This window comes from Klebsiella africana (genome assembly GCF_020526085.1).
GTDB lineage: Bacteria > Pseudomonadota > Gammaproteobacteria > Enterobacterales > Enterobacteriaceae > Klebsiella > Klebsiella africana.
Genome location: NZ_CP084874.1, coordinates 4,745,041 through 4,770,616 on the forward strand (window position 1 = coordinate 4,745,041; position 25,576 = coordinate 4,770,616).

21 protein-coding genes and 3 tRNA genes are annotated in these 25,576 nt (G+C 58.0%); 8 read left to right on the forward strand and 16 right to left on the reverse strand.

The window, feature by feature from the left end; genetic code table 11:
- Window positions 1–14: 14 nt before the first annotated feature.
- On the reverse strand, window positions 15–212 hold the full coding sequence (locus LGL98_RS22810) for a DUF2065 domain-containing protein (protein ID WP_002885664.1): 198 nt from the start codon (window positions 210–212) through the stop codon (window positions 15–17).
- Window positions 213–435: 223 nt separating this feature from the next.
- On the opposite strand from LGL98_RS22810, the gene LGL98_RS22815 reads away from it, so the two are divergent.
- Window positions 436–726, forward strand: coding sequence for a hypothetical protein (locus LGL98_RS22815; protein WP_136030975.1), 291 nt, complete (start codon window positions 436–438; stop codon window positions 724–726).
- Between the two features lie 82 nt (window positions 727–808).
- Here LGL98_RS22815 and hflC read toward each other — a convergent pair whose 3' ends face one another.
- The 9 genes from hflC to nnr form a co-directional block, all read right to left on the reverse strand.
- Complete coding sequence (gene hflC / locus LGL98_RS22820) at window positions 809–1,813, reverse strand: protease modulator HflC (protein ID WP_004192484.1); 1,005 nt, start codon at window positions 1,811–1,813, stop codon at window positions 809–811.
- 2 nt (window positions 1,814–1,815) lie between these two features.
- On the reverse strand, window positions 1,816–3,078 hold the full coding sequence (gene hflK, locus LGL98_RS22825) for an FtsH protease activity modulator HflK (protein ID WP_136030977.1): 1,263 nt from the start codon (window positions 3,076–3,078) through the stop codon (window positions 1,816–1,818).
- 65 nt (window positions 3,079–3,143) lie between these two features.
- A complete protein-coding gene (hflX, locus tag LGL98_RS22830; protein ID WP_004146725.1) occupies window positions 3,144–4,424 on the reverse strand; it encodes a ribosome rescue GTPase HflX in 1,281 nt (426 codons plus the stop codon).
- A gap of 75 nt (window positions 4,425–4,499) precedes the next feature.
- Window positions 4,500–4,808, reverse strand: a complete 309-nt coding sequence (gene hfq / locus LGL98_RS22835) for an RNA chaperone Hfq (protein WP_002885659.1) — start codon at window positions 4,806–4,808, stop codon at window positions 4,500–4,502.
- A 90-nt stretch (window positions 4,809–4,898) separates the two neighbouring features.
- Window positions 4,899–5,849 (reverse strand): tRNA (adenosine(37)-N6)-dimethylallyltransferase MiaA, encoded by a 951-nt coding sequence (miaA, locus tag LGL98_RS22840; RefSeq protein ID WP_136030979.1) that lies wholly within the window; start codon window positions 5,847–5,849, stop codon window positions 4,899–4,901.
- Window positions 5,842–7,707, reverse strand: coding sequence for a DNA mismatch repair endonuclease MutL (gene mutL / locus LGL98_RS22845; RefSeq protein ID WP_136030981.1), 1,866 nt, complete (start codon window positions 7,705–7,707; stop codon window positions 5,842–5,844). The genes miaA and mutL overlap by 8 nt, the downstream gene beginning before the upstream one ends.
- 10 nt (window positions 7,708–7,717) lie before the next feature.
- Window positions 7,718–9,052 (reverse strand): N-acetylmuramoyl-L-alanine amidase AmiB, encoded by a 1,335-nt coding sequence (amiB, locus tag LGL98_RS22850; protein WP_136030983.1) that lies wholly within the window; start codon window positions 9,050–9,052, stop codon window positions 7,718–7,720.
- A gap of 16 nt (window positions 9,053–9,068) precedes the next feature.
- Window positions 9,069–9,530: a tRNA (adenosine(37)-N6)-threonylcarbamoyltransferase complex ATPase subunit type 1 TsaE gene (gene tsaE, locus LGL98_RS22855; RefSeq protein ID WP_136030986.1), complete on the reverse strand. Its 462-nt coding sequence runs from the start codon at window positions 9,528–9,530 to the stop codon at window positions 9,069–9,071.
- Entirely contained in the window at window positions 9,523–11,034 is a 1,512-nt protein-coding gene (gene nnr / locus LGL98_RS22860; RefSeq protein WP_168435270.1) for a bifunctional ADP-dependent NAD(P)H-hydrate dehydratase/NAD(P)H-hydrate epimerase, read from the reverse strand. Before nnr ends, tsaE begins: the two co-directional genes overlap by 8 nt.
- Before the next feature lie 13 nt (window positions 11,035–11,047).
- Here nnr and queG point away from each other — a divergent pair, with 13 nt between their 5' ends.
- Window positions 11,048–12,187: a tRNA epoxyqueuosine(34) reductase QueG gene (gene queG / locus LGL98_RS22865; RefSeq protein ID WP_136030989.1), complete on the forward strand. Its 1,140-nt coding sequence runs from the start codon at window positions 11,048–11,050 to the stop codon at window positions 12,185–12,187.
- 270 nt (window positions 12,188–12,457) lie between these two features.
- On the opposite strand, the gene LGL98_RS22870 is transcribed toward queG, so the two are convergent.
- From LGL98_RS22870 to LGL98_RS22880, 3 genes are all read right to left on the reverse strand, one after another.
- Window positions 12,458–12,533: transfer RNA gene (locus tag LGL98_RS22870), tRNA-Gly, on the reverse strand.
- 72 nt (window positions 12,534–12,605) lie between these two features.
- Window positions 12,606–12,681: transfer RNA gene (locus tag LGL98_RS22875), tRNA-Gly, on the reverse strand.
- A 68-nt stretch (window positions 12,682–12,749) separates the two neighbouring features.
- Window positions 12,750–12,825 (reverse strand) — tRNA-Gly (locus tag LGL98_RS22880).
- Between the two features lie 294 nt (window positions 12,826–13,119).
- Between LGL98_RS22880 and LGL98_RS22885 the strand changes: the two genes are divergently transcribed.
- Window positions 13,120–13,851, forward strand: coding sequence for a transporter substrate-binding domain-containing protein (locus LGL98_RS22885; RefSeq protein WP_136029899.1), 732 nt, complete (start codon window positions 13,120–13,122; stop codon window positions 13,849–13,851).
- Window positions 13,852–13,894: 43 nt separating this feature from the next.
- Here LGL98_RS22885 and orn read toward each other — a convergent pair whose 3' ends face one another.
- Window positions 13,895–14,440 carry an oligoribonuclease gene (gene orn, locus LGL98_RS22890; protein ID WP_002885538.1) on the reverse strand — a complete coding sequence of 182 codons (546 nt, stop codon included), beginning with the start codon at window positions 14,438–14,440 and terminating at the stop codon, window positions 13,895–13,897.
- 94 nt (window positions 14,441–14,534) lie between these two features.
- On the opposite strand from orn, the gene rsgA reads away from it, so the two are divergent.
- From rsgA to mscM, 3 genes are all read left to right on the forward strand, one after another.
- Window positions 14,535–15,596, forward strand: a complete 1,062-nt coding sequence (gene rsgA, locus LGL98_RS22895) for a small ribosomal subunit biogenesis GTPase RsgA (RefSeq protein WP_136029898.1) — start codon at window positions 14,535–14,537, stop codon at window positions 15,594–15,596.
- A gap of 160 nt (window positions 15,597–15,756) precedes the next feature.
- Complete coding sequence (asd, locus tag LGL98_RS22900; protein WP_136029896.1) at window positions 15,757–16,719, forward strand: archaetidylserine decarboxylase; 963 nt, start codon at window positions 15,757–15,759, stop codon at window positions 16,717–16,719.
- A gap of 23 nt (window positions 16,720–16,742) precedes the next feature.
- Window positions 16,743–20,072, forward strand: coding sequence for a miniconductance mechanosensitive channel MscM (mscM, locus tag LGL98_RS22905; protein WP_136029894.1), 3,330 nt, complete (start codon window positions 16,743–16,745; stop codon window positions 20,070–20,072).
- A 37-nt stretch (window positions 20,073–20,109) separates the two neighbouring features.
- On the opposite strand, the gene yjeM is transcribed toward mscM, so the two are convergent.
- Window positions 20,110–21,612: a glutamate/gamma-aminobutyrate family transporter YjeM gene (gene yjeM, locus LGL98_RS22910; RefSeq protein ID WP_136029892.1), complete on the reverse strand. Its 1,503-nt coding sequence runs from the start codon at window positions 21,610–21,612 to the stop codon at window positions 20,110–20,112.
- Window positions 21,613–21,795: 183 nt separating this feature from the next.
- A complete protein-coding gene (epmA, locus tag LGL98_RS22915; protein WP_004146714.1) occupies window positions 21,796–22,773 on the reverse strand; it encodes an elongation factor P--(R)-beta-lysine ligase in 978 nt (325 codons plus the stop codon).
- Between the two features lie 275 nt (window positions 22,774–23,048).
- On the opposite strand from epmA, the gene frdA reads away from it, so the two are divergent.
- The gene (frdA, locus tag LGL98_RS22920; RefSeq protein ID WP_004177727.1) at window positions 23,049–24,839 is read left to right on the forward strand and encodes a fumarate reductase (quinol) flavoprotein subunit; all 1,791 of its coding nucleotides are present in this window, start codon (window positions 23,049–23,051) and stop codon (window positions 24,837–24,839) included.
- The gene (frdB, locus tag LGL98_RS22925; RefSeq protein WP_004177729.1) at window positions 24,832–25,566 is read left to right on the forward strand and encodes a fumarate reductase iron-sulfur protein; all 735 of its coding nucleotides are present in this window, start codon (window positions 24,832–24,834) and stop codon (window positions 25,564–25,566) included. The genes frdA and frdB overlap by 8 nt, the downstream gene beginning before the upstream one ends.
- Window positions 25,567–25,576: the final 10 nt, after the last annotated feature.

Consider the following 25,576-nt stretch of genomic DNA (forward strand, 5'->3'; position numbering starts at 1 on the left):
CGACCACTTTTTGATCAGCCAATCGATTTCCTCAACATGTAGTAGATCACAATCCCGGCAACCACAAGTCCGCCACCAAAACGGCGCAATAAATTATCCGGTAGCTGGCTCAGGCTGGCGACCATTTTGCGCCAGGCGCGAGGATAGAGCAGCGGGCCAAGCCCTTCGAGTACTAAAACCAGCGCCAGCGCCAGCCAAATGGTGGAGTTCATCGTCAACCTTAATTGAAAAGTATTATTGCCGCCCTCGCGGGCGTCGGTAGCCAGCATGGTGAATTCATTCCCTCATTTCACATTGTCCCGTATTTCATCTTCATTATGAACCGGCAAGGTGAAACAAAATTCACAACTAATTGTATTGCTGGATATTTTTTAAATTGTAACTATGCCATCGCGTACTACAACCCGGTACGTCTACATAATCAGGAAGATTATCATGAGAGAATTAACCACATTCGAAATCGAAAATGTGAGCGGCGCAGGCTGGTTACAGGATGGCCTGGCTTCCTTAGGCAGCAAAGTCGGCGCTGCCGCATGGACCATGGGCACCGATGCCCTGAGCATCAACCTGCCGCTGATTGGCACCCTCAATTTGGCCGACCTGGCGCCGGATCTGGGCAAAACCCTGGGCGAAAGCGTCGGGTCTACCATCGGTGGTACTATCGAAAGTGCGCTGGCGAGCCTGCCGGTAGTTGGTGGCCTGCTGAACAAACTGCTAGGCAACTAATTCCCGCCCTTGCAGTATGAAAAAAGGCGCCTGTCTCAGGCGCCTTTTCGCATTATTACTTCAGGTTTACACCTTCTCCGGCTTATTTACGCACCGAATCCGGTGAACGCATATAGCGGAAGAAATCGCTGTCCGGGCTCAGGACCATCACGTCCTGGTTACTCTGGAAGCTCTTCTCATAGGCACGCAGGCTACGGATAAAGGAATAGAAGCCTGGATCCTGGCTGAACGCGTCGGCAAACAGTTTCGCGGATTCCGCATCACCTTCACCACGCAGGATACGGCCCTGGCGCTCGGCTTCCGCCAGCGTCTTGGTGACTTCATAGTCCGCAGTCGCGCGCAGTTTTTCAGCCTCTTCCTGGCCTTGTGAACGGTGGCGACGAGCAACCGCTTCACGCTCCGCACGCATACGGTTGTAGATCGCTTCCGACACTTCCGCCGGCAGGTTGATCTGTTTGATACGTACGTCGACAACTTCGATACCCAGCGCCGCCATACTGTTCGGGTTGATCACCTGCACTTTACCGTTGGTTTCGGCTTCTACACGCTCTGCCGCTTTGGCGATCGCGTCGTCAGCCGCCGGGGTGCTAACCTCATCTTCCGTACCAGCCGAACCCGAGTTCAGCGCATCGCGTACTTCCAGGGTCAGGCGACCACGGGAGTCGGTCACGATGTCTTTCACATCCAGACGACCAATTTCAGAACGCAGACGGTCCGAGAATTTACGTTTCAACAGCACCTCGGCCTGGGAGACGTCGCCGCCGCCGGTGGCCAGGTAGTAACGGCTGAAGTCGCTGATACGCCATTTAATATAGGAGTCGACGATCAGGTCTTTCTTCTCTTTAGTAACGAAACGGTCAGCCTGGTTGTCCATGGTTTGAATACGCGCATCCAGCATCTTCACCGATTCGATAAACGGGATCTTGAAGTGCAGGCCCGGCGCATACACCAGCGGCTTGTTCTCGTCGTCGCGCAGGACTTTACCAAAACGCAGCGTGATACCGCGCTCGCCTTCCTTTACAACAAAGACTGACATGTAGAGCACTACCAGCACGATGACAATGATCGCGATAACAGATTTACGCATCGTTATTCCCCCTGACGCTGGTAGTCGTTACGCTGCGCGTTAGCGCGGCGTTGGTCCATAATGCTACCCCCGGTTGAGCTCGAGGTTGATGAGGTGCTGGCGCTGCTTGAGCTGGATGCTGGCGGCAGGCGCAGCAGCTCGCTGGCGTCACTGCTATCGCTCTTTGCTGCCGGCGCAGCGGCGCCTTTCAGCATCTGGTCCAGCGGCAGAACCATCAGATTGCCGTTTTTGCTGTCATTGACCAGCACTTTACGGGTGTGGCTCAGCACTTTTTCCATGGTTTCGATATACAGACGCTCGCGGGTAATTTCCGGCGCGGCTTTATATTCCGGCAGGATCTTCGCAAAGCGAGCCACTTCACCCTGGGCTTCCAGTACGGTCTGGGTCTTGTAGGCGCGAGCCTCTTCGAGGATACGCTGCGCCTGACCATTCGCCCGCGGCTGGACTTCGTTGGTATACGCTTCCGCTTCGCGAATGTACTGCTGTTCGTTCTCACGCGCGGCAATGGCATCGTCAAACGCGGCCTTCACCTCTTCCGGCGGACGTGCCGTCTGGAAGTTGACGTCCAGCAGAGTGATACCCATGTTGTACGGGCGAATCGTCTCTTCCAGCTCGCGCTGGGTATCGCTACGGATCACGGTACGACCTTCAGTCAGGATGCGATCCATGGTGTATTTGCCGATCACGCCGCGCAGCGCGCTGTCGGTGGCCTGACGCAGGCTGTCGTCCGCGCTGGTCACGCTAAACAGATAACGCTCCGGATCGGTGACGCGGTACTGCACGTTCATCTCAACGCGCACCACGTTTTCGTCAGAGGTCAGCATGACGCCGGAAGCCGCCAGTTCGCGCACCGACTCCACGTTCACCGCCTGAACGTTATCGATAAAGGTCGGTTTCCAGTTCAGGCCAGGCTCAACCAGATGGCTGAACTTACCAAAACGGGTGACCACGCCGCGCTCGGCTTCTTTAATGGTATAGAAACCGCTGGCCGCCCAGATAATCACTGCCGCCGCGGCAACGATGCCGACAATACGCCCGCCCATTGGTCCGCGAGGCCCCTGCGCGCTATTGCCGCCGCCCAGGCCGCCCTTGCCGCCGCCGAGCCCGCCAAGTTTTTTACTTAACTTGCGGAAGATATCATCCAGATCCGGCGGCCCCTGCTCGCGACCGCCTTTATTGCCATTTCCCTCAGAGTTGCCGCCAGGTTTGCTGCTCCCCCACGGGTCGCGGTCCTGTCCGTTATTACCGGGCTGATTCCACGCCATGTATATGCTCCATATTTGTTTTTGATATCCCCACAGGGGTCAATATCTTCAGGCAAGCTGCAAGGTTAAACCACATAGTCAACAAGCGTTGGCTCTTGCTTACAGAGGCGCCGCCAGTCAACGATCGGCATGCGCACCTGCAGACTCACGCTGCCGTCATCCTCCATCCACTCTTTTTCTATCGCCTGAAGCTGATAGAAACGGCTTCTCAGTCGCCCTTCTTTCGGCGGTAAGCGCAGCGTATGCTGGGCCACTTCACCGGAAAGACGCTCCGTTAATGCCTGAAAAAGCAGTGGTACGCCAACCCCGGTCTGGGCTGAAAGCCAGACCCGAATCGGTTTATTTTCATCATCACGATCGATGCGCGGTTCAAAATCGTCAAGCATGTCGATTTTGTTCATCACCAGCAGCGCCGGGATCTCATCGGCCTCAATTTCAGCGAGAACCGTATTTACCGCATCAATGTTTTCCTGCACGCGGACATCCGCCGCATCAATCACATGCAGCAGCAGCGTCGCCTGACGCGTCTCCTGCAACGTCGCTTTAAACGCCGCGACCAGATCGTGCGGCAGGTGGCGAATAAAGCCGACGGTATCGGCCAGTACCGTTTCGCCGACGTCAGGGACGTCAATGCGGCGCAGCGTCGGGTCCAGGGTGGCGAACAGCTGGTTCGCGGCATAGACCTCAGCGGCGGTGATCTGGTTAAAAAGCGTTGATTTTCCGGCGTTGGTGTAGCCCACCAGCGACACGGTAGGAATATCGGCTTTCGCGCGCGACCGTCGTCCCTGCTCACGCTGTTTCTCGACTTTTTCCAGTCGCGACAGGATCTGCATGATACGGTTACGCAATAAACGGCGGTCGGTTTCGAGCTGAGTTTCACCCGGGCCACGCAAACCAATCCCGCCCTTCTGTCTTTCAAGGTGGGTCCAGCCGCGGACAAGGCGTGTCGCCATATGGCGCAGCTGCGCCAGCTCGACCTGCAGTTTCCCTTCATGGGTGCGCGCGCGCTGGGCGAAAATATCTAAAATAAGACCGGTGCGATCGATAACCCGGCATTCGCACAGGCGTTCCAGGTTGCGTTCTTGCGCCGGACTCAGGGCATGATCGAAGAGCACGACCGACGCGCCGGTCGCTTTAACGGCTTCCGCAATTTCGACTGCCTTACCTTCACCAACAAAATACTTCGGGTGCGGTGCTTTACGGCTACCGGTAATCACCTGCATTGCTTCGACACCGGCGGAAGAGGCCAGAGTTTCAAACTCCTGGAGATCTTCCATATCTTTGTCTTGCGAAAAATAGATGTGTACCAGTACCGCCTGCTCACCGGCGTCATAACGGTCAAACAAGCGTAAACCCCTTATAAAATACCAGCGGGGAACGCAGAAAACCTGGCTCCCCGGCGTGGAAAAACAGCACTGGCCTTATTCGGCGTCGTCGCTGTCTTGTTGCGGCGCAGAAGAGCCCTGCGCGCTACCACCGTGGTGATAGTTACTGGAACCGCCGCCAGCATTGTTGCTGTGGTGAGACACCGGGCGAGACGGGACAACAGTAGAAATTGCGTGCTTATAGACCATCTGGCTGACCGTGTTCTTCAACAGGATCACGAACTGATCGAAAGACTCAATTTGCCCTTGCAGCTTGATACCATTCACCAAATAAATAGAAACCGGAACGCGTTCCCGACGCAAAGCGTTCAGGAACGGATCTTGTAAAGATTGCCCCTTAGCCATTCTCTCTTTTCCTTATATGTATGCTTGTTTTGTACTCAGAACCTTACGATTCTTAAAAAATTACGCACGATACCGTTTAATTGTACACGTTCAGTTCTGGCTCGCACCAACAACCTGTAATACTTTGTTGAGCGCTTGTTCAGGTTGTTCGCTGTCTAACCAGTGCACACCTTCCCAACCGCGCAGCCAGGTGACCTGACGTTTGGCTAACTGTCTCGTGGCGCAAACACCTCGATAAACCATCTCATCATACGGGATCTCGCCATTGAGATATGACCACATCTGGCGGTATCCAACACAACGGATGGAAGGCATATCCGTATGCAAATCTCCGCGGGCAAAAAGCGCCCGTACTTCTGCTTCAAAACCTGAAGCTAACATCTGATGAAAACGCTGTTCTATGCGTTGATGGAGCAGTTCACGGCTCGCCGGGGCGATGGCGAACTGATGCACCTGATATGGCAGAGCGTCTCCTGACGTTTGCGTCAGTTCCGTTAAAGTTTTACCCGAAATGAAAAAAACTTCCAGTGCCCGGGAAAGCCTTTGCGGATCATTTGGATGAATACGCGCAGCAGCCACGGGATCAATTTCCTGTAATTGCTGATGTAACGCGTTCCACCCCTGCTCTGCGGCCTGCTGCTCAATCCGTGCTCTGACCTGTGGGTCAGCCGACGGTAAGGGCGACAATCCTTCCAGCAACGCTTTGAAATACAACATCGTTCCGCCGACTAACAGCGGAATTCGCCCGGCGGCGACAATATCCGCCATCGCCGCCAGCGCATCGCGGCGAAAATCCGCCGCGGAATAGGCCTCCGCAGGATCCAAAATATCCAACAGCCGATGCGGCGCCGCGCTAAGCTCCGCAGCATCCGGTTTGGCGGTGCCAATATCCATTCCCCGATAAATGAGGGCGGAATCAACGCTAATCAACTCTACTGGCAAAACTTTACGTAAGGCTATCGCCAGCGCGGTTTTGCCGGAGGCCGTCGGGCCCATTAAAAAAATTGCCTTGGGCAGGCTCGCCTCGGTTACATCATTCATCTTTCAGGGCATTCATCGCCGAATGGAGATCTACAGGTTGTAACAGGCCACCCGGCGGCGCTTTCACCAGCTGCGGGCAAAGACGCTCAACGTCCGCCAGCAGCGCAATCGCCTGCGCCATATTCCATGACGTCTGTTCGCTCGTCAGATTACGCGCCATCCATTGGGCGATATTGCCGACGTCGAATGCGTTTTGCTGCGCCAGGTAGCCTATCAGTTCAGGAATCAAGATTTGTAAATTTTGTTGTCTTAAGGGTAAAGGGACCGCGCGGACCGTCACGTGCTGGGCATCTGCTTGTAAATCGATGCCCAATTGCGCCAGCGCCGGCTGCGCCTTTTCCAGCGCCTTACGTTCTGCTTCACTCACTTTAAGACGTAGCGGGATAAGCAGCGGCTGGGCGCAAACCGCTTCCGCGCCCGGCGTTAGCTGCGCCTGACGCAGCCACCGTTCCGCCACCGGCAGCGCCAGCAACGCCAATGTGCCGCCGCGCTCGAGCAGCGCGCAATCGCTGCCGATAATAGTCAGCACCCGGCCAAAGCTTTGGCTGTGGGCTGCCAGACTTTCCGCAGGCGCTGTCGCAACGGGCTGCTTTTCCACCGCCGGGGTTTGCAGCAGTTGACGGTAAAGCGCCCCCTGCTGTTTTTGATAACCCGGCTGCGCGTGGGGCCAGCTGGCGCCGCCTGCGCTATAGCCGCCGCCGGAGGCGGCAGGTTCACGCAGCGCGCGGGTATCATAACCCGCCGCCGGTTCCCGGGCAGGCGATGGCCGAGCAAACTGGTTGCCGCCCGCGGCGATGCGGTTCTCCGGCATCTGGCGCGGCGCCGGCGGGTCGTCTTTTTCCGCCAGCGGCGCGTCAAGCTGCTGCTGCAGTACGCTCAATACGCCCTGGTAGATAAAGTCGTGCACCAGGCGTGACTGATGGAAACGCACCTCATGCTTGGCCGGATGGACGTTCACATCCACCTGATGGGGATCGATCTCCAGATACAGCACAAACGCCGGCTGCTGATCGGCCCCCAGCTTGTCTTCACAGGCCTGACGGATAGCGTGGTTGATCAGGCGGTCGCGCATCATCCGCCCGTTAACGTAGCAATATTGAATTTCCGCCAGCGCCGGGGTGGTATGGAGCGGATCGGCAACCCAGCCACGCAGGGTCAGATCGCCATGCTGCCACTCGATCGCCAGCGCATGTTCAAGGAAGGCGGCGCCACAGATGGTTCCCAGCCGCCGCTCGCGCTGGCTATCCTGAGCGACTGCCCGATACTGGCGCATTATCTTGCCGTTATGGCTGAGGTTAATGGTGACGTCGAAGCGTGCCAGCGCAATGCGGCGCACCACCTCGTCAATGTGGCCGAACTCGGTTTTTTCGGTGCGCATGAATTTGCGCCGCGCCGGAGTGTTGTAGAACAGATCGAGGACTTCCAGGGTGGTGCCAACCGGGTGCGCCGCCGGCTTCACCGTCACCGCCTGATCGCGGCCTTCAGCATACGCCTGCCAGGCTTCCTGCTGCTCCGCCGTGCGCGAAGTCAGCGTTAAGCGCGCTACCGAACTGATACTGGCCAGCGCTTCGCCGCGAAAACCGAGGCTGATAATGGCCTCCAGATCGTCAAGCGAGGCGATCTTACTGGTCGCATGGCGAGCCAGGGCCAGCGCCAGCTCGTCTTTTTTGATGCCGCAGCCGTTATCGCGGATGCGAATGAGCTTCGCGCCGCCGCGTTCGATATCAATATCAATCCGCGTGGCGCCCGCATCAAGGCTGTTTTCAACCAGCTCTTTCACCACCGAGGCGGGCCTTTCCACCACTTCGCCGGCGGCAATCTGGTTGGCGAGCTGCGGTGGCAGAACCTGAATCGGCATCCCCTGCTCCTTAGTTAATCAACATCCCGCCCGGCGCCGCAGCGCTGGCGGTCTGCGCCGCCTCGCCGCGAGGCGCCGACTGCAGCGGATGCTGCATAAAGTAGTTGCGCAGGCCATTATAAATCGCCTGTGCGATCTGCTCCTGGTAATCATCGCTCCCCAGCAGCCGCTCTTCGCCGTTGTTACTGATAAACCCCGTTTCCACGAGGATCGACGGGATATCCGGCGAACGCAGCACGCCAAGGCTGGCATGCTCCGGGCGGCGTTTGTGCAGGTTGCCAATGCGCTGCAGCTGGCTCAGCACGTTGGTCGCTACATCGTAGCCGACGCGCTGGGAATGACCGAACTGCAGATCCAGCACCGCCTGGCTTAGGTAGGGATCGGCCTGGCTGTTTGCCAGCACGTCGCCCGCCCCGCCGAGCAGTTCAGACTGTTTCTCATGCTGTTCCAGCCAACCAGCCATTTCGCTATTGGCGCGACGGTTCGAAAGCACCCACACCGAGGCGCCGGTCGCATCGCGGTTTGGCGCGGCGTCGGCGTGGATAGAGACGAGGAAATTGGCGTTTTGCTTACGCGCTACGTCCGAGCGTCCCATCACCGAAATAAAGTAATCTCCGTCGCGGGTCAGCACCGGCTTAAACTGCGGATCGGCGCTCAGCAGCGCCCGCAGCTTGCGTGCGATGGCGATAGTCACGTTCTTCTCTTTGGTGCCGTTCGGGCCAATCGCCCCAGGATCCTGGCCGCCGTGTCCCGCATCGATGGCGATAATGACCTTATCATCCGCCGACACCGTGCGGGCCGCCGGGCGAGTCACGGTCTGATTGTTGGTCATCACCGTCTGCCGTTCATGGCCCGACGAGCTGAACGGGTTACGCCCTGGCGTCGTCGTCCGGGATGGCATCACCGGCGGCGGGTCGGCCCGTTTCACCACCACGGGAGGCGGCGGTGGCGGCGGTGGCGCGTCGGCATTGATGGTAAAGACCACCGTGTAATTCGCCCCGTTCTGCTGCTTCACCGCCCGCGTTTTGCCATCTTCCGTCAGATCCACCAGCAGACGCAGCGTCTGCGTATCCTGCGGCGTGCCGGCGCGAATGCTCTTCACCAGGTTGCTGCCGCTAAACTGCAGCGGTAGTCCCTGCAATACGCCGCTCTGTTTGATATCCAGCGCCACCAGTCGTTTGCCCTGCGGGGTAAAAGAGTACTCCGGTTCACCGACAAAGCTAAGAGTAATACGGGCCTGCTGGTCCCCGTTGGAGACCTGGATATCGGATAAACTCGCCGCAGTGGCGTGAAGACTCGACAGCATCAGCGCAGCGGCAAGCCAGGTGGTTATGCGATACTTCATCCCGTCATCCTTCAGGCTAAATGGCTAAACGCGCCAGTAAAGACTCACCCCGTGAGGAGACCGCGGTAATGCGTGCCTCACGCCCTTGTGCCTGGTAATCAAGGTGAATTTCAACATCCGGGTCAGGCAGGACACCTGCGCCTTGCTGCGGCCATTCCACCAGGCAGATGGCATCGTCGGCAAAATAATCACGGATCCCCATAAATTCGAGTTCCTCAGGATCCGCCAGACGGTAGAGATCGAAGTGATACACCATCAGGTTCTCGAGGGTATAGGGCTCCACCAGGGTATAAGTTGGGCTTTTGACATTGCCGCGGTGACCGAGCGCCTGCAAAAAGCCGCGGCTGAAGGTCGTTTTCCCCGCGCCTAAATCACCATACAGATAAATCACGGTGGCGCCGGTACAGGCCTGCGCGATGCGGTCGCCAAGGGCCAGCGTGGCCTGCTCATCGGGTAAAGGAATCACTCGGTTAATCATGGTCTACGTCAATCACATCCGGGTTAACAACACGCCTGAGCGTGGAAAAGAGATCGGTCGCCAGCATGCCGCGGGTGCCCTCGCGGGCGGCCAGTCGGTCGGCGGCATCGCCATGAGCGACGCACCCGGCACAGGCAGCATCATACGGCGTCAGGTGCTGTCCTAACAATGCGGCAATAATGCCGGTAAGCACATCGCCCATCCCGCCGCTGGCCATCCCGGCATTGCCGGCATCGATAATGCCCATCGCCCCGCTTTCACTAGCCACCACCGTGCCCGCGCCTTTCAGCACAACCACGCCGCCATACCGTTTTACCAGACGCTGCGCAGAAAGTAAGCGATCGCTTTCAATTTCTGCCACGCTGACGTTCAGCAGACGGGCCGCTTCGCCGGGGTGCGGCGTTAGCACGCGATTGTGACGTTTATCGGGATTGAATGCCAGCAGGTTCAGCGCGTCGGCGTCCCAGACCATCGGTTTGTTAAAACTTTCCACCGTACGCAGGGCGCTGCGCCCCCATTCGCGCTGCCCCAGCCCGGGGCCAATCGCCACCACATCCGCCCACTCCAGCGCGGCTTTCAGAGTCTGCGGCGTCAGCTCATCTACCATTAATTCCGGCCGTACGGTGACAATGGGTGCCACGTTATCCGGGTGAGTAAGTACTCGCACCAGTCCCGCGCCGCTGCGTAGGGCCGCTTCACCGCACATACGGATAGCGCCTGCCGTGCCGCGATCGCCGCCGACAATCACCAGTTTACCGTGATCGCCTTTATGGGAGGTGGCCCGCCGCGGCGGCAGCCAGTCGGCGAGGTGGGCGGCGCAAAACCGCGTCAGAGGAGTGCTTTGTCCGGCGAGCCAGCGTTCGAGCCCCAGCGCATGATGGTGGAGTTGCCCGACGACATCCCGCGCCTTGCCGGTCAGCAGCCCCGGTTTGAGGGCGATAAAGGTCAGCGTATGGTCGGCCTGAACCACTGCGCCTGGCGTCGCGCCCGTCTGCGCGTTCAGGCCGGAAGGGATATCCAGCGCCACCACCGGCGCCGGGTGGTGGTTCGCCTGGTGGATGAGCACCGCAACGGGATCGCGCGGCGCGCTGCGCAGACCGGTGCCGAGCAGGCCATCGATAATCAGTGAGATATCGTCGGGCCATGGGATGGTCGCCGCATGGATCACACCGCCGGCGTTAAGCCATGCCTCCCGCGCCGCCTGCGCCTCTTCCGGCAGCGGGCTGTCACTCTCCACCGCCATCAGCGTCACCCGCCGCCCCGCGGCCTGTGCCAGACGCGCAACGACATATCCGTCGCCGCCATTGTTGCCATGTCCGCACAGGATCAGCCAGTGCGCGCTGGCGGGATAAGCGCGGCTGGCCAGTTGAAAGGCCGCCTCGCCCGCGCGCTGCATGAGTTCGAACAGCGTCAGCCCCAGGCTGTCCGCCGCCTCTCGTTCGGCCAGGCGCAGCGCCTCCGCAGGCCAAATGTTGTATGGTATACTGTCAGGGTTTTTCGTCATTGTATGGTCCATCATGTCACAGCCCCTCGATCTCGTTCAGTTAGCGCAACAAATCAAACAATGGGGCACAGAGCTTGGGTTCCAGCAGGTGGGGATCGCCGATACCGACCTCAGCGCCAGTGAACCCAAACTGCAGGCATGGCTGGATAAACAATACCACGGCGAAATGGAGTGGATGGCCCGTCATGGTATGATGCGCGCCCGTCCCCACGAATTGCTGCCCGGTACGTTACGCGTCATCAGCGTGCGGATGAACTATCTGCCCGCCAACGCCGCCTTTGCCCGCACCCTGAAAGATCCCGCGCTGGGTTACGTCAGCCGTTATGCCCTCGGGCGTGATTATCATAAGCTGCTACGTAATCGCCTGAAAAAACTGGGGGAGAAGATTCAGGAACAGTGTGCTTCGCTCAATTTTAGACCTTTTGTCGATTCCGCGCCTATCCTGGAACGGCCAATCGCAGAAAAAGCGGGCCTTGGCTGGACAGGTAAGCACTCACTTATCTTAAGCCGCGACGCCGGCTCATTCTTTTTCCTCGGCGAACTGCTGATTGACCTACCCCTGCCGGTCGACAGCCCGGTTGCGGAGGAGTGTGGGCGCTGCGTTGCCTGCATGACCATCTGTCCCACCGGGGCCATCGTTGAGCCTTATACCGTCGACGCCCGCCGCTGCATCTCTTATCTCACCATCGAACTGGAAGGCGCTATCCCCGAGGAGTTCCGTCCACTTATCGGCAACCGTATTTACGGTTGTGATGATTGCCAGCTGATCTGTCCGTGGAACCGTTTCTCACAGCTCACCGATGAAGAGGATTTCAGCCCACGCAAAGCGCTACATGCCCCGCCGCTGGTAGAGCTGTTCGCTTGGAGCGAAGCGTGGTTTCTAAAGGTGACCGAAGGGTCAGCGATTCGTCGCATTGGCCACCTGCGCTGGCTGCGCAATATCGCCGTCGCGCTGGGCAATGCGCCCTGGGATGAAGCCCATCTTCGCGCGCTGGAGAGCCGCCGGGGCGAGCACCCGCTTCTCGACGAACACATTGAGTGGGCGATTGCCCAGCAACTGAAAAAGCGGAGCGCCGACGCAGTCGAAGTACAGCTACCGAAAAAATTACGTCTGGTCAGGGTGGTAGAGAAAGGCTTGCCGCGGGACGCCTGATTCATTCACAGGCTGTGAATAAAATCTAAAACACATTGCGTTTCAAGGCGCAGACCGAGGTCAAGTGATCGGATTAACATTTCGAAATGAAATTTAATTGTTAAATTTCAACCAGATAACAAGATACTATTTACAAAGCGAAGCATTTACGTCGTCAAAGACGAAACGACAAGCTGTGGATAACTCTGTTCACAGTATTTCTGCAGACCAAACGAAAATCATCCCCGGCGCTGGATTGCACTGTGGATAAATAAGAGATGGAAGAAAATTTGGAGCGGGAAACGAGACTCGAACTCGCGACCCCGACCTTGGCAAGGTCGTGCTCTACCAACTGAGCTATTCCCGCTTAATCATCGTCATTCAAGCTACCGTGTAGCAACCTGAAAACTGCGACTGGTGTGGTGTGTCTTTCAAATTTTGGAGCGGGAAACGAGACTCGAACTCGCGACCCCGACCTTGGCAAGGTCGTGCTCTACCAACTGAGCTATTCCCGCTTAATCTTCGGCTTTCGCCCCGCATCTGCGAGATGAAATCCTTTGATAAGGATGGTGCTTTCAAATTTTGGAGCGGGAAACGAGACTCGAACTCGCGACCCCGACCTTGGCAAGGTCGTGCTCTACCAACTGAGCTATTCCCGCGTTACTGCATTTTTTGCCATATTTCGATGGCGTCGTAATTTGCATTTCTGCGTCGTTACGGGAGGCGCATTATACGAGAATTCGATGCCCCTGCAACCCCCTGACGATCACTTTTTTGCGTTTTTTGTTTAAATGGACATTTTCTCGCCATCTACGCCGCTGAATTGTATAAATAAGCGTCACAACGGGCAAAATCGCTTTTTCCGCCCGGCTGAATGACGCAAAATCGCTCGCATTATATTGCGGTGGCGCGACGTACAACGAGGCCACCACGACGCCAAACAGGGAATTAGCATGAGAAAAGTCCTCACCGTCCTGCTGCTGGGCACGCTGACCATCGGAACCGCGTCAGCCGAGACGCTCCATTTTGGCACCAGCACGGCCAATCCGCCGTTTGTCACCACCAACGGTAAAAATCAGCCCGTCGGCTTCGATATCGATCTCGCGCATGCCCTGTGCCAGCAGATGCAGGCGCAGTGCCAGTTCACAGCGCAGCGTTTCGATACACTGATCCCGGCATTGCGCTTTAAGAAGTTTGATGCGGTGATTGCCGGCATGGAAGTACTCCCGATGCGTGAGAAGCAGGTCGCATTCAGCCGTCCCTATCGCCAGGCCCTCTCCGGGGTGGTGATCGTCCACAAAGATGTCGCCCATACCTTTGCCGATCTGAAGGCTAAAAAAGTCGGTGTGGTGAAAGGCACGCTTCACCAGCGCTACCTGCGTGATAAGCAGAAAACTGTACAGGCTGTCCCTTACGACGATGTCGCCAGCGCCCTGGCCGCACTGAAAGCCGGCGAAATAACCGGCGTCATGGGCGACTTCGCCACCCTTGACGCCTGGCAACAAGAGAACCCTGACTACGCCATCATGGATGAGCGGGCCACCGACCCGGCTTATTACGGTAAACAGTATGCGATTGCAGTACGCAAAGACGACCCTGAGCTGCTGAACGCCATCAACGATGCCCTGACCGCGGTCATGGCGACGCCTGACTTCCAGCAGATGCAGCAAAAGTGGTTTAAATAACGCAGAAAAGTATACCGGGCCGCACACCAGGCCCGGTCGCGGTTTACAGCTTAATGAAATGTTCGCGATAGTAAGCCAGTTCGGCGACCGACTCGCGGATATCGTCCATCGCCTGATGAGTGCCCTGCTTTTTAAAGCCGTCGAGAATTTCCGGCTTCCAGCGGCGAGCCAGCTCTTTCAGGGTGCTGACGTCCAGATAGCGATAGTGGAAATAGGCTTCCAGCTGCGGCATGTACTTAAACAGGAAGCGACGATCCTGGCCGATACTGTTGCCGCAGATCGGCGATTTGCCCGCCGGCACCCACTGTTTAAGAAACTCAATGGTCGCCAGTTCGGCATCGTGCTCGCTGACGGTGCTGGCCTTTACGCGATCCACCAGACCGCTGCCGGTATGCGTCCGCACATTCCACTCGTCCATTAATGCCAGTTGGGCGTCTGACTGATGCACCGCGATGGTCGGCCCCTCAGCCAAAATGTTCAGGTTGGCATCGGTCACCAGGGTGGCGATTTCGATAATGCGATCGCGCTCCGGATCCAGCCCTGTCATCTCAAGATCGATCCAAATGAGGTTGTTTTCATTTGCACTCATGCTATTTTCCACCCTTCTTGCGTGACTATATTCATCTAAAATAGCGTGTATCATAGAGGTTTTGCCCCATCAGGGCGACCAGGAGCCAGTTCGATTGAGTAAAAATAAACTCTCCAAAGGCCAGCAGCGCCGCGTCAAAGCCAACCACCAGCGCCGTCTGAAAACCACTGCGGAGAAGGCCGACTACGATGACAACCTGTTTGGCGAAACGTCCGAAGGCATTGTCATCAGTCGCTTTGGCATGCATGCCGACGTCGAATCCGCTGACGGCAGCGTGCATCGCTGCAACATTCGCCGGACAATCCGGTCGCTGGTGACCGGCGACCGCGTGGTCTGGCGACCGGGTAAAGACGCCGCCGATGGCGTAAACGTTAAAGGGATCGTCGAGGCGGTTCACGATCGCGCCTCCGTCCTGACGCGTCCGGATTTTTACGACGGCGTGAAGCCTATTGCCGCCAATATCGATCAGATCGTGGTGGTTTCCGCGATCCTGCCAGAGCTGTCGTTGAATATTATCGATCGCTATCTGGTGGCCTGCGAAGCGCAGGATATCGAACCGCTCATTGTGCTGAATAAAATCGATCTGCTGGATGACGATGGTCTGCGCTTCGTCAATGAGCAAATGGATATCTACCGCAACATCGGTTATCGCGTGCTGCTGGTTTCCAGTCGTACTCAGGACGGCCTTAAGCCGCTGGAAGCCGCCCTGACCGACCGCATCAGTATCTTCGCCGGGCAGTCCGGGGTCGGTAAATCGAGCCTGCTCAACGCCCTGCTCGGATTGAACGAGGATCAGATCCTTACCAATGATGTCTCTGACGTTTCCGGCTTAGGCCAACACACCACCACCGCGGCACGCCTCTACCACTTCCCGCACGGCGGCGATGTGATTGATTCGCCGGGGGTACGTGAGTTCGGCCTTTGGCATCTGGAAGCGGAACAAATCACCAACGGCTTTGTCGAATTCCATGATTATCTAGGCCGTTGCAAATATCGCGACTGTAAACACGATACCGATCCTGGCTGTGCGCTTCGCGAAGCGGTAGAGAGCGGCAAAATCGCCGAAAGCCGTTTTGAGAACTACCACCGCATCCTGGAAAGCATGGCGCAGGTACAGGTAAAAACGCGTAAAAACTTTTCCTCGTCCGATGACTGATCATTAAGCTGGGCCTTACGCCAGGCGCTGCCCGATCGCGATCATTATGCAGCTCACGTGGATGCCATTTGGCGAGATTTACGTATAGAATCGTCCCCTTTTTTCAGGTCCCCGCCCGCGGGTGGGGTCAGGAACGACATATCATGGCCTGGAGGCTACTGTGTTAAACGATCTTAAACTTTCACTGCAATACATTCTGCCTAAACTGTGGCTCACCCGCCTCGCAGGCTGGGGTGCGAGCAAACGCGCAGGTTGGCTGACGAAACTGGTCATCGATCTGTTCGTGAAATACTACAAGGTCGATATGAAAGAGGCGCAGAAGCCGGACACCGCGGCTTATCGCACCTTCAACGATTTCTTCGTGCGCCCGCTGCGCGACGACGTTCGCCCGCTGAATACCGACCCCAACGTGCTGGTAATGCCGGCCGATGGCGTGATCAGCCAGCTTGGCGCCATTGAGGACGATAAAATCCTGCAGGCTAAAGGTCATGACTACAGTCTGGAAGCCCTGCTGGCCGGCAACTATCAGATGGCCGACCTGTTCCGTAACGGCAGCTTCGCCACCACCTATCTGTCGCCGCGCGACTATCACCGCGTACACATGCCGTGCAACGGCATCCTGCGCGAAATGATCTACGTTCCTGGCGATCTGTTCTCGGTTAACCATCTGACGGCGCAAAACGTCCCGAACTTGTTCGCCCGTAACGAGCGCGTCATCTGCCTGTTTGATACTGAGTTTGGCCCGATGGCGCAAATTCTGGTGGGCGCAACCATCGTCGGCAGCATCGAGACCGTGTGGTCCGGCACCGTGACCCCACCGCGCGAAGGTATTATTAAACGCTGGACCTGGCCCGCTGGCGACAGCGAAGGCTCCATCGCCCTGCTGAAAGGCCAGGAGATGGGCCGTTTCAAACTGGGTTCGACCGTGATCAATCTGTTTGCTCCGGGCCAGGTGAAGCTGGTCGACACGTTGCAAAGCCTGTCCGTGACCAAGATCGGCCAACCGCTGGCGACAGCAGTGGAAGCGACCGCCGCCGCTGAACCGGCGCCGTTACCGGAAGAAGAGATCCGCGCCGAACACCACGCCAGCCCGTTGGTTGACGATAAACAAGACCAAGGTTAATTCTTCAGCAAAAGGGTTATGCCGTGCGCCTGATATACACTTTCCTGTTGGCCTTGAGCCTCAGTTTCGGGGCGTACGCTGCGACAGCCCCGGATGCTAAACAGATAACCCAGGAACTGGAACAGGCGAAGGCGGCAAAGCCCGCCCAGCCTGAAACCGTTGAAGTTCTGCAGTCCGCGCTGAACGCGCTTGAGGAGCAAAAGTCGTCCCTCGAGCGCGCCCGTCAGTATCAGGACGTTATCGATAATTTCCCCAAACTGTTTCAAAGCCTGCGCTCCCAGCTCAACAATCTGAGCGAAGAACCGCGCCAGGTGCCAACCGGCCTGACCGCCGATGCGCTGAACCAGGAGATCCTGCAGGTCAGCAGCCAGCTGCTGGAATCGAGCCGCCAGGCGCAGCAGGAGCAGGATCGCGCGCGTGAAATCGCCGACTCCCTGAACCAGCTGCCGCAGCAGCAAACCGATGCCCGTCGTCAGCTCAATGAGGTTGAGCGCCGCATCGGCACACAAACCGGCAATAACTCCCTCGCCCAGGCGCAAAATCTTGCCCTGCAGGCGGAATCGGCGCGTCTGAAAGCGCTGGTGGATGAACTCGACCTTGCCCAGCTCTCCGCCAACAACCGCCAGGAGTTGTCGCGCGCACGTTCCGAGCTGGCGCAAAAGCAGAGCGAACAACTGGATGCCTATCTGCAGGCGCTGCGCAATCTGCAAAACAGCCAGCGCCAGCGGGAAGCGGAAAAGGCGCTTGAGAGTACCGAACTGCTGGCGGAGAACAGTGAAAACCTGCCGCCGGACATCACCGCCCAGTTTAAGGTCAACCGAGAGCTCTCCCAGGCGCTAAACCAACAGGCGCAGCGCATGGATCTGGTGGCGTCCCAGCAGCGGCAGGCGACGAATCAAACGCTGCAGGTGCGCCAGGCGTTAAACACCCTGCGCGAGCAGTCGCAGTGGCTGGGCTCCTCCAATCTGCTGGGCGAAGCCCTGCGCGCCCAGGTAGCGCGGCTGCCCGAACGCCCTCGCCCGCAGCAGCTGGATACCGAAATGGCGCAGCTGCGCGTGCAGCGTCTGCGCTTTGAGGATTTACTCAGTAAGCAGCCGCAGCTGCGGCAGATCCGCCAGGCCGACGGCGAACCGCTGACCAGCGAGCAGAACAAGATCCTGCAGGCGCAGCTGCGCACGCAGAACGAGCTGTTGAACTCGCTGCTGCGCGGCGGCGATACCCTGATGCTGGAGCTCACCAAGCTGAAGGTCGCCAACGGCCAGCTGGAAGACGCGCTGAAGGAGATCAACGAAGCCACCCACCGCTATCTGTTCTGGACTTCGGACGTCAGCCCCATCGGCTTCTCCTGGCCGCTGGAAATCGTCCAGGATCTGCGGCGCCTGATCTCCCTGGATACCATCAGCGAACTGGGTAAAGCCAGCGCGATGATGCTCACCAGTAAAGAGACCCTGCTGCCGCTGTTTGCCGCCCTGCTGCTGGTTGGCTTTAGCATCAGCTCGCGGCGCCATTTCACCCGCTTCCTTGAGCGCTCCAGCGCCCGGGTGGGGAAAGTCACCCAGGATCACTTCTGGCTGACGCTGCGCACGGTCTTCTGGTCGATACTGGTGGCTTCGCCGCTGCCGGTGCTGTGGATGACGCTCGGCTATGGTCTGCAGTCCGCCTGGCCCTTCCCGCTGGCGGTGGCGATTGGCGATGGAGTCACCGCGACGGTGCCTCTGCTGTGGGTGGTGATGATCTGCGCTACCTTCGCCCGGCCAAACGGGCTGTTTATCGCCCACTTCGGCTGGCCGCGTAGCCGCGTGGCGAAAGCGATGCGCTACTACCTGATGAGCATCGGGCTGATTGTGCCGCTGATTATGGCGCTGATCATGTTCGATAATCTTAACGACCGCGAATTCTCCGCTTCGCTGGGCCGCCTGTGCTTCCTGTTGATCTGCGGCGCGCTGGCGGTGGTCACCCTGAGCCTTAAGCACGCCGGTATTCCGCTCTATCTGGATAAAGAGGGGAATGGCGATAATATGGTGAACCGCCTGCTGTGGAACCTGATGCTTGGCGCACCGCTGGTGGCGATGCTGGCGGCCGCCGTCGGCTACCTCGCCACCGCTCAGGCGCTGCTTGCCCGTCTGGAAACCTCGGTCGCCATCTGGTTCCTGCTGCTGGTGGTCTATCACATCATCCGCCGTTGGATGCTGATCCAGCGCCGCCGGCTGGCCTTCGACCGGGCTCGCCATCGTCGCGCAGAAATTCTCGCTCAGCGCGCCCGCGGCGAAGATGAGCCCGTCCACGTCAGCAGCCCGGAAGGGTCGGTGGAGACGGAGGTCAGCGAGGTCGACCTCGATGCCATCAGTACCCAGTCGCTGCGGCTTGTACGCTCTCTGCTGATGCTGATCGCGTTGCTGTCGGTTATCGTCCTGTGGTCGGAAATACACTCGGCGTTTGGCTTCCTTGAGAATATCTCGCTGTGGGATGTGACCTCAACGGTACAAGGAGTGGAAAGCCTTGAGCCTATTACGCTTGGCGCGGTGTTGATTGCCATTCTGGTGCTGATCATCACCACTCAGCTGGTACGCAACCTGCCCGCGCTGCTGGAACTGGCGATCCTCCAGCATCTTGATTTAACGCCCGGCACCGGCTACGCCATCACCACCATCACCAAGTATCTGCTGATGCTGGTCGGCGGGCTGGTGGGCTTCTCAATGATCGGTATTGAGTGGTCGAAGCTGCAGTGGCTGGTCGCCGCGCTGGGTGTGGGTCTCGGGTTTGGCCTGCAGGAGATCTTCGCCAACTTTATCTCCGGCCTGATCATCCTGTTTGAGAAGCCGATCCGCATCGGCGATACGGTCACCATTCGCGACCTGACGGGCAGCGTTACCCGCATTAATACCCGTGCGACCACCATCAGCGACTGGGACCGGAAAGAGATTATCGTGCCGAACAAGGCGTTCATTACCGAACAGTTTATCAACTGGTCGCTGTCGGACTCGGTTACCCGCGTGGTGCTGACGGTGCCAGCGCCCGTGGATGCTGATACCGACGAAGTCACGAAAATTCTTATTGCCGCCGCACATCGCTGCTCGCTGGTCATCGATACCCCGGCGCCGGAGGCGTTTCTCGTCGACCTGCAGCAAGGGATCCAGATTTTCGAGTTACGTATTTTTGCCGCGGAAATGGGGCACCGCATGCCGCTGCGCCATGAGATGCATCAGCTGATTCTGGCGGGCTTCCGCGAGCATGGCATTGATATGCCGTTCCCTCCGTTCCAGATGCGTCTGGAAAGTATCGACGGCAGGCAAAGCAGTAAAACCATGACCTCGGCCGGAAAAACCAGCCGCCGTACGGCTGGTAGCCTGTAAACCTTTCCCTGCCCGGCGGCACCGCCGGGCAGGCTCTTTAACTCTCCATCACCAGCGCACCGGACGCCATGCGCCGACGGTAGCTTTCGTAGATCCCCAGCGCCAGCAGTGAGAAGAAGATCGGCCCACCGACCATCCACAGGGTGCTGTTCCAGTCCCCGCTGTCGATGACGGGTTGGATAATGGTGAAGATATTGGCGAAGGTCACCACCAGCAGCACCACGCCGGTCGCCAGCAGCATCGACGAACGGTTTTTGAAGATCACGAACGGCCGGTCAAGATGCGTTTTCGCCTTGAAGAACGGGAAGGCGATGGTCAGGAACAGATAAGGCAAGGTCATAGAGACATTGGCCATCAGCGTCAGCTTGTTATAAAACGCGGAAGCGCTATCCCCACCGAACGATACCAATACGATAAACACCCCGACCAGCAGACACTGCAGCCACATCGCCGCGGCGGGCATGCCGTTGACGTTGAGACGGGTCATCACCGACGGCCAGAGCGCTTTTGGCGTGCCCTGGATAATCGCTTTCAGGGGAGAATAGCTGAGGGTGAAGAACGCGCCGGTATAGGCGAGAAACATCGACAGGCCGGTAATACGGGCGAACCAGACCCCGGTCAGGGCTGACGCCGCAGGGGTCAGGTGCAGGGCCTGGCCCAGCGTCGTCCCGAGACTGGTCATCAGCACATAGGTGATGTTACCGAGGTTGGTCGAACGCGCGCCAAGCACCTGCTGCCAGTTGGCACTCACGCCCCACAGCACAATCGCCAGCGAGTAACCGATCGAGATAACGATCGCCGCGATGATAATGCCTTTGGCAAAGTTCTTTTCCGGCTTATCGGTCTTATCCACTAAGCCGCCGACCGCCTCAATTCCGCCGTAGGCAAAGATGGCAAACACTACAAACGACAGCATCGCCATGCCCGACTGATACCCGGGATTAGGCGAAAGGGTGAAGTTTAACGGCTGGGCGAAATGACCGCCGTTAAGCAGAAGGATCGCCCCGCTCACCAGCAGCAGCACCAGGTTCAACCCCATCACCGCGATACCGCCGACGGCGGTAATTTTAGCGATTTTATTAATCCCTTTGACGGCAATAAAGGTCACCACGACCATCCAACAGGCTGCCAGAATACCGACCGTCTGCGTCGGCGTCAGGCTACCGAGCGCCCAGGTCTGGGTTTTGTCCGCACCAAACAAAAAAGTAGATAGCGGGACCCAGATCTTAGCGGCGGTACTCACCATCCACACTACGTACGAGGCAAACCACATGAAGGTGCCAATGAAGGCAAAGCGCGGCCCGACGCTGTGGTTCATCCAGGAATAGATCCCGCCCTCTTCGCGACGATAAGCTGAGCCCATCTCCGCCATCATCAGCGCGAACGGAATAAAGAAAAAGAGAGCGGAAAAAAGATAAAACGGCATCGCGCTATAGCCCATCAGATAAAACGCCGACGGGCTGTTAGCAAAGCCAAACACCGAGGTGAAGATCATCAGAATCAGCCCAATCAGGCTCATCTTCTTGAGTTGTTGATGCATAAATCTATCCAAACGTGGGCATCGCCTGACGGCGACGCCTGGCCTCATAAAAAGAGCGCGGATAGTAGCAAAAGCACAGAGAGAAATTGTGGGTATTCGGGCTAAAATCGAAGGGCGATGGTCAGGTTCAGGGCTGGACTGTCACCTCCCCCCACGCGGCGGTGGAAGGAGGTGAAAAAGCGATCAGGCGCGGTCTACCGTAAAGGCGATGACCTCGCCGATACTTTCAGCGCCCAGCGCGAGCATGACCACACGGTCAACGCCCAGCGCCACGCCGGAGCAGTCCGGCAGACCCGCTTCCAGCGCCGCCAGCAGATTGTTATCGATGGGCTGCTGCGGAAGGCCGCGCGCGGCGCGTTTGCGGTTGTCCTGCTCAAACCGCAGGCGCTGTTCATGGGCGTCGGTTAGCTCGTGGAAACCATTCGCCAGCTCAATCCCTTTGTAATAGACCTCAAAGCGCTCAGCGACCCGATGATCTTCCGGGCTGATCTGCGCCAAAGAGGCCTGAGTCGCCGGGAAATGATAAATGAACGTTGGCCGATCTTTGCCGATATGCGGCTCCACGCCCATGGTGAACAGCAGTTGCAGCAGGGTGTCGCGATCTTCTTCAGTATCGGCGATATTGCTCAGATCCAGCTTCGCTGCGACTTCACGCAGCTGTGCTTTATCGGCAGAGAGCGGGTCAATTTCCAGATGGCGCTGAAACGCCTGCTGATAGGAGAGACTTTCCGCCGGCTGGCATTCCAGCACCTGCTGCAGCAGATCGTCCACCTCGTTGATCAGGCGATACATGTCATAGCATGGACGATACCACTCCAGCATGGTGAATTCCGGATTGTGATGACGCCCCATCTCTTCATTACGGAAGCTGCGGCACAGCTGGAAGACCGGGCCGCAACCCGCCGCCAGCAGGCGCTTCATGTGGTATTCCGGACTGGTCATCAGGTACAGGTTAAGCCCCTGAGAATGGCCTGGGCCGACGAAACGGGTTTCGAACGGGAACAAATGGATATCCGTTACCGTCGCCTGACTCATGCAAGGCGTCTCCACCTCCAGCACGCCGCGATCGGTAAAGAAACGGCGGATTTCCGCCATCACCGCCGCGCGTTTCAACAGATTGGGAATGGGTGCGCTCGGCTGCCAGGTTGCCGTCTCGCTCATGGTACTTTCTCCGATTGCAAATTAAGGGCACGAAGTCTACTCGCAACCGGCGAGTGAAACAAATTTTGTGCAATCTCCGGCAGATTACATGCCATTAATCTATCGTTAACCTTGACGCATAAATACCACTGATAAATAACCGCACATATCGATAAAAAAATCGAACACGTCAATTTTCCATACTGACCCTAAGGCTATACTCCTGTACCTATAAAGGAGCAGTGATACATTTTCGCCAGCCCGGCGGCGAAATACACTAAAACTGGAGGAATGTCGTGCAAACTTTTCAAGCCGATCTCGCCGTAATTGGCGCCGGCGGGGCAGGCCTTCGTGCCGCTATCGCCGCCGCTCAGGCCAACCCCAACGCTAAAATCGCCCTGATTTCTAAAGTCTATCCGATGCGCAGCCATACGGTCGCTGCAGAAGGGGGGTCCGCAGCCGTTGCCCAGGATCACGATAGCTTTGAGTACCATTTTCACGACACCGTCGCGGGAGGCGACTGGCTATGCGAGCAGGATGTCGTCGATTATTTTGTTCATCACTGCCCGACGGAAATGACCCAGCTGGAGCAGTGGGGATGCCCATGGAGCCGCCGTCCCGACGGCAGCGTCAACGTCCGGCGCTTCGGTGGCATGAAAATCGAACGCACCTGGTTTGCCGCCGACAAAACCGGTTTCCACATGCTGCATACTCTCTTCCAGACCTCCCTTCAGTTTCCTCAAATTCAGCGCTTTGACGAACATTTCGTCCTTGACCTGCTGGTCGATGACGGGCAGGCCCGCGGCCTGGTGGCGATGAATATGATGGAAGGCACCCTGGTGCAGATCCGCGCCAACGCCGTGGTGCTGGCTACCGGCGGCGCCGGGCGTGTCTACCGCTACAATACCAATGGCGGCATCGTCACCGGTGACGGGATGGGGATGGCCCTGGGCCATGGCGTGCCGCTGCGCGATATGGAATTCGTTCAGTATCATCCGACCGGCCTGCCGGGCTCCGGGATCCTGATGACCGAAGGCTGCCGCGGCGAAGGCGGGATTCTGGTCAACAAAAACGGCTACCGCTATCTGCAGGATTACGGCATGGGCCCGGAAACCCCGCTCGGCGAACCGAAGAATAAATATATGGAGCTGGGCCCACGCGACAAAGTGTCCCAGGCCTTCTGGCACGAGTGGCGGAAAGGGAACACCATCCCGACGCCGCGCGGCGATGTGGTCTACCTCGATCTCCGCCACCTCGGCGAGAAAAAACTGCTGGAGCGTCTGCCGTTTATCTGTGAACTGGCGAAAGCCTACGTCGGCGTCGATCCGGTGAAAGAGCCGATTCCGGTGCGCCCGACCGCGCACTATACCATGGGCGGTATTGAAACCGATCAGCAGTGCGAAACCCGGATCAAAGGGCTGTTTGCCGTAGGCGAATGCTCGTCCGTTGGCTTACATGGCGCCAACCGTCTGGGCTCCAACTCGCTGGCCGAGCTGGTGGTCTTCGGCCGCCTGGCCGGGGAGCAGGCTATGCAGCGCGCCGCTCAGGCGGGCGAGGCAAACGGCGCCGCCCTCGATGCGCAGGCTGCCGATGTGGAGCAACGCCTGAAAGATCTCGTCAACCAGGAGGGTAACGAAAACTGGGCGAAAATTCGCGACGAAATGGGGCTGTCGATGGAGGAAGGCTGCGGCATCTACCGGACGCCGGAGCTGATGCAGAAAACGATCGACAAGCTGGCTGAGCTGCAGGAGCGCTTTAAGCGCGTGCGTATTACCGATAACTCCAGCGTGTTCAATACCGATCTGCTTTACACCATTGAGCTGGGGCACGGTTTAAACGTTGCCGAATGTATGGCGCACTCGGCCATCGCCCGTAAAGAATCACGTGGTGCGCACCAGCGTCTGGATGAAGGCTGTACCGAACGCGACGACGTCAACTTCCTCAAGCACACCCTCGCCTTCCGCGAGGCCGATGGCACTACCCGTCTGGAATATGGCGATGTGAAGATCACCACGCTGCCGCCGGCAAAACGTGTCTATGGCGCAGAAGCGGACGCGGCTGAGAAGAAGGAGACCACCCATGGCTGAGATGAAAAACCTGAAAGTCGAAGTGGTGCGCTACAATCCGGAGGTCGATACCGCACCGCACAGCGCGTTCTATGACGTGCCTTACGATGAGCAGACCTCGCTGCTGGACGCGCTGGGCTACATTAAAGACAACCTGGCGCCAGACCTGAGCTACCGCTGGTCCTGCCGAATGGCAATCTGCGGCTCCTGCGGCATGATGGTCAATAAGGTGCCGAAGCTGGCCTGCAAAACGTTCCTGCGCGATTACACCAAAGGCATCAAGGTGGAGGCGTTGGCCAACTTCCCTATCGAGCGCGATCTGGTGGTGGACATGACCCACTTTATCGAAAGCCTGGAAGCCATTAAGCCGTATATCATCGGCAATAACCGCACGCCAGACCAGGGGCCAAACAAGCAGACCCCGGCCCAGATGGCGAAATACCATCAGTTTTCCGGCTGCATCAACTGCGGGCTGTGCTATGCCGCCTGTCCACAGTTCGGCCTGAACCCGGAATTTATCGGCCCGGCGGCGATCACCCTCGCCCACCGCTATAACGAAGACAGCCGCGACCACGGTAAAAAGGAACGCATGGCGCAGCTTAACGGCCAGAATGGCGTCTGGACCTGTACTTTCGTGGGCTACTGCTCGGAAGTGTGTCCGAAGCACGTCGACCCGGCGGCCGCGATCCAGCAGGGCAAGGTGGAAAGCTCGAAAGACTTTCTTATCGCCACCCTGAAACCACGCTAAGGAGTGCATT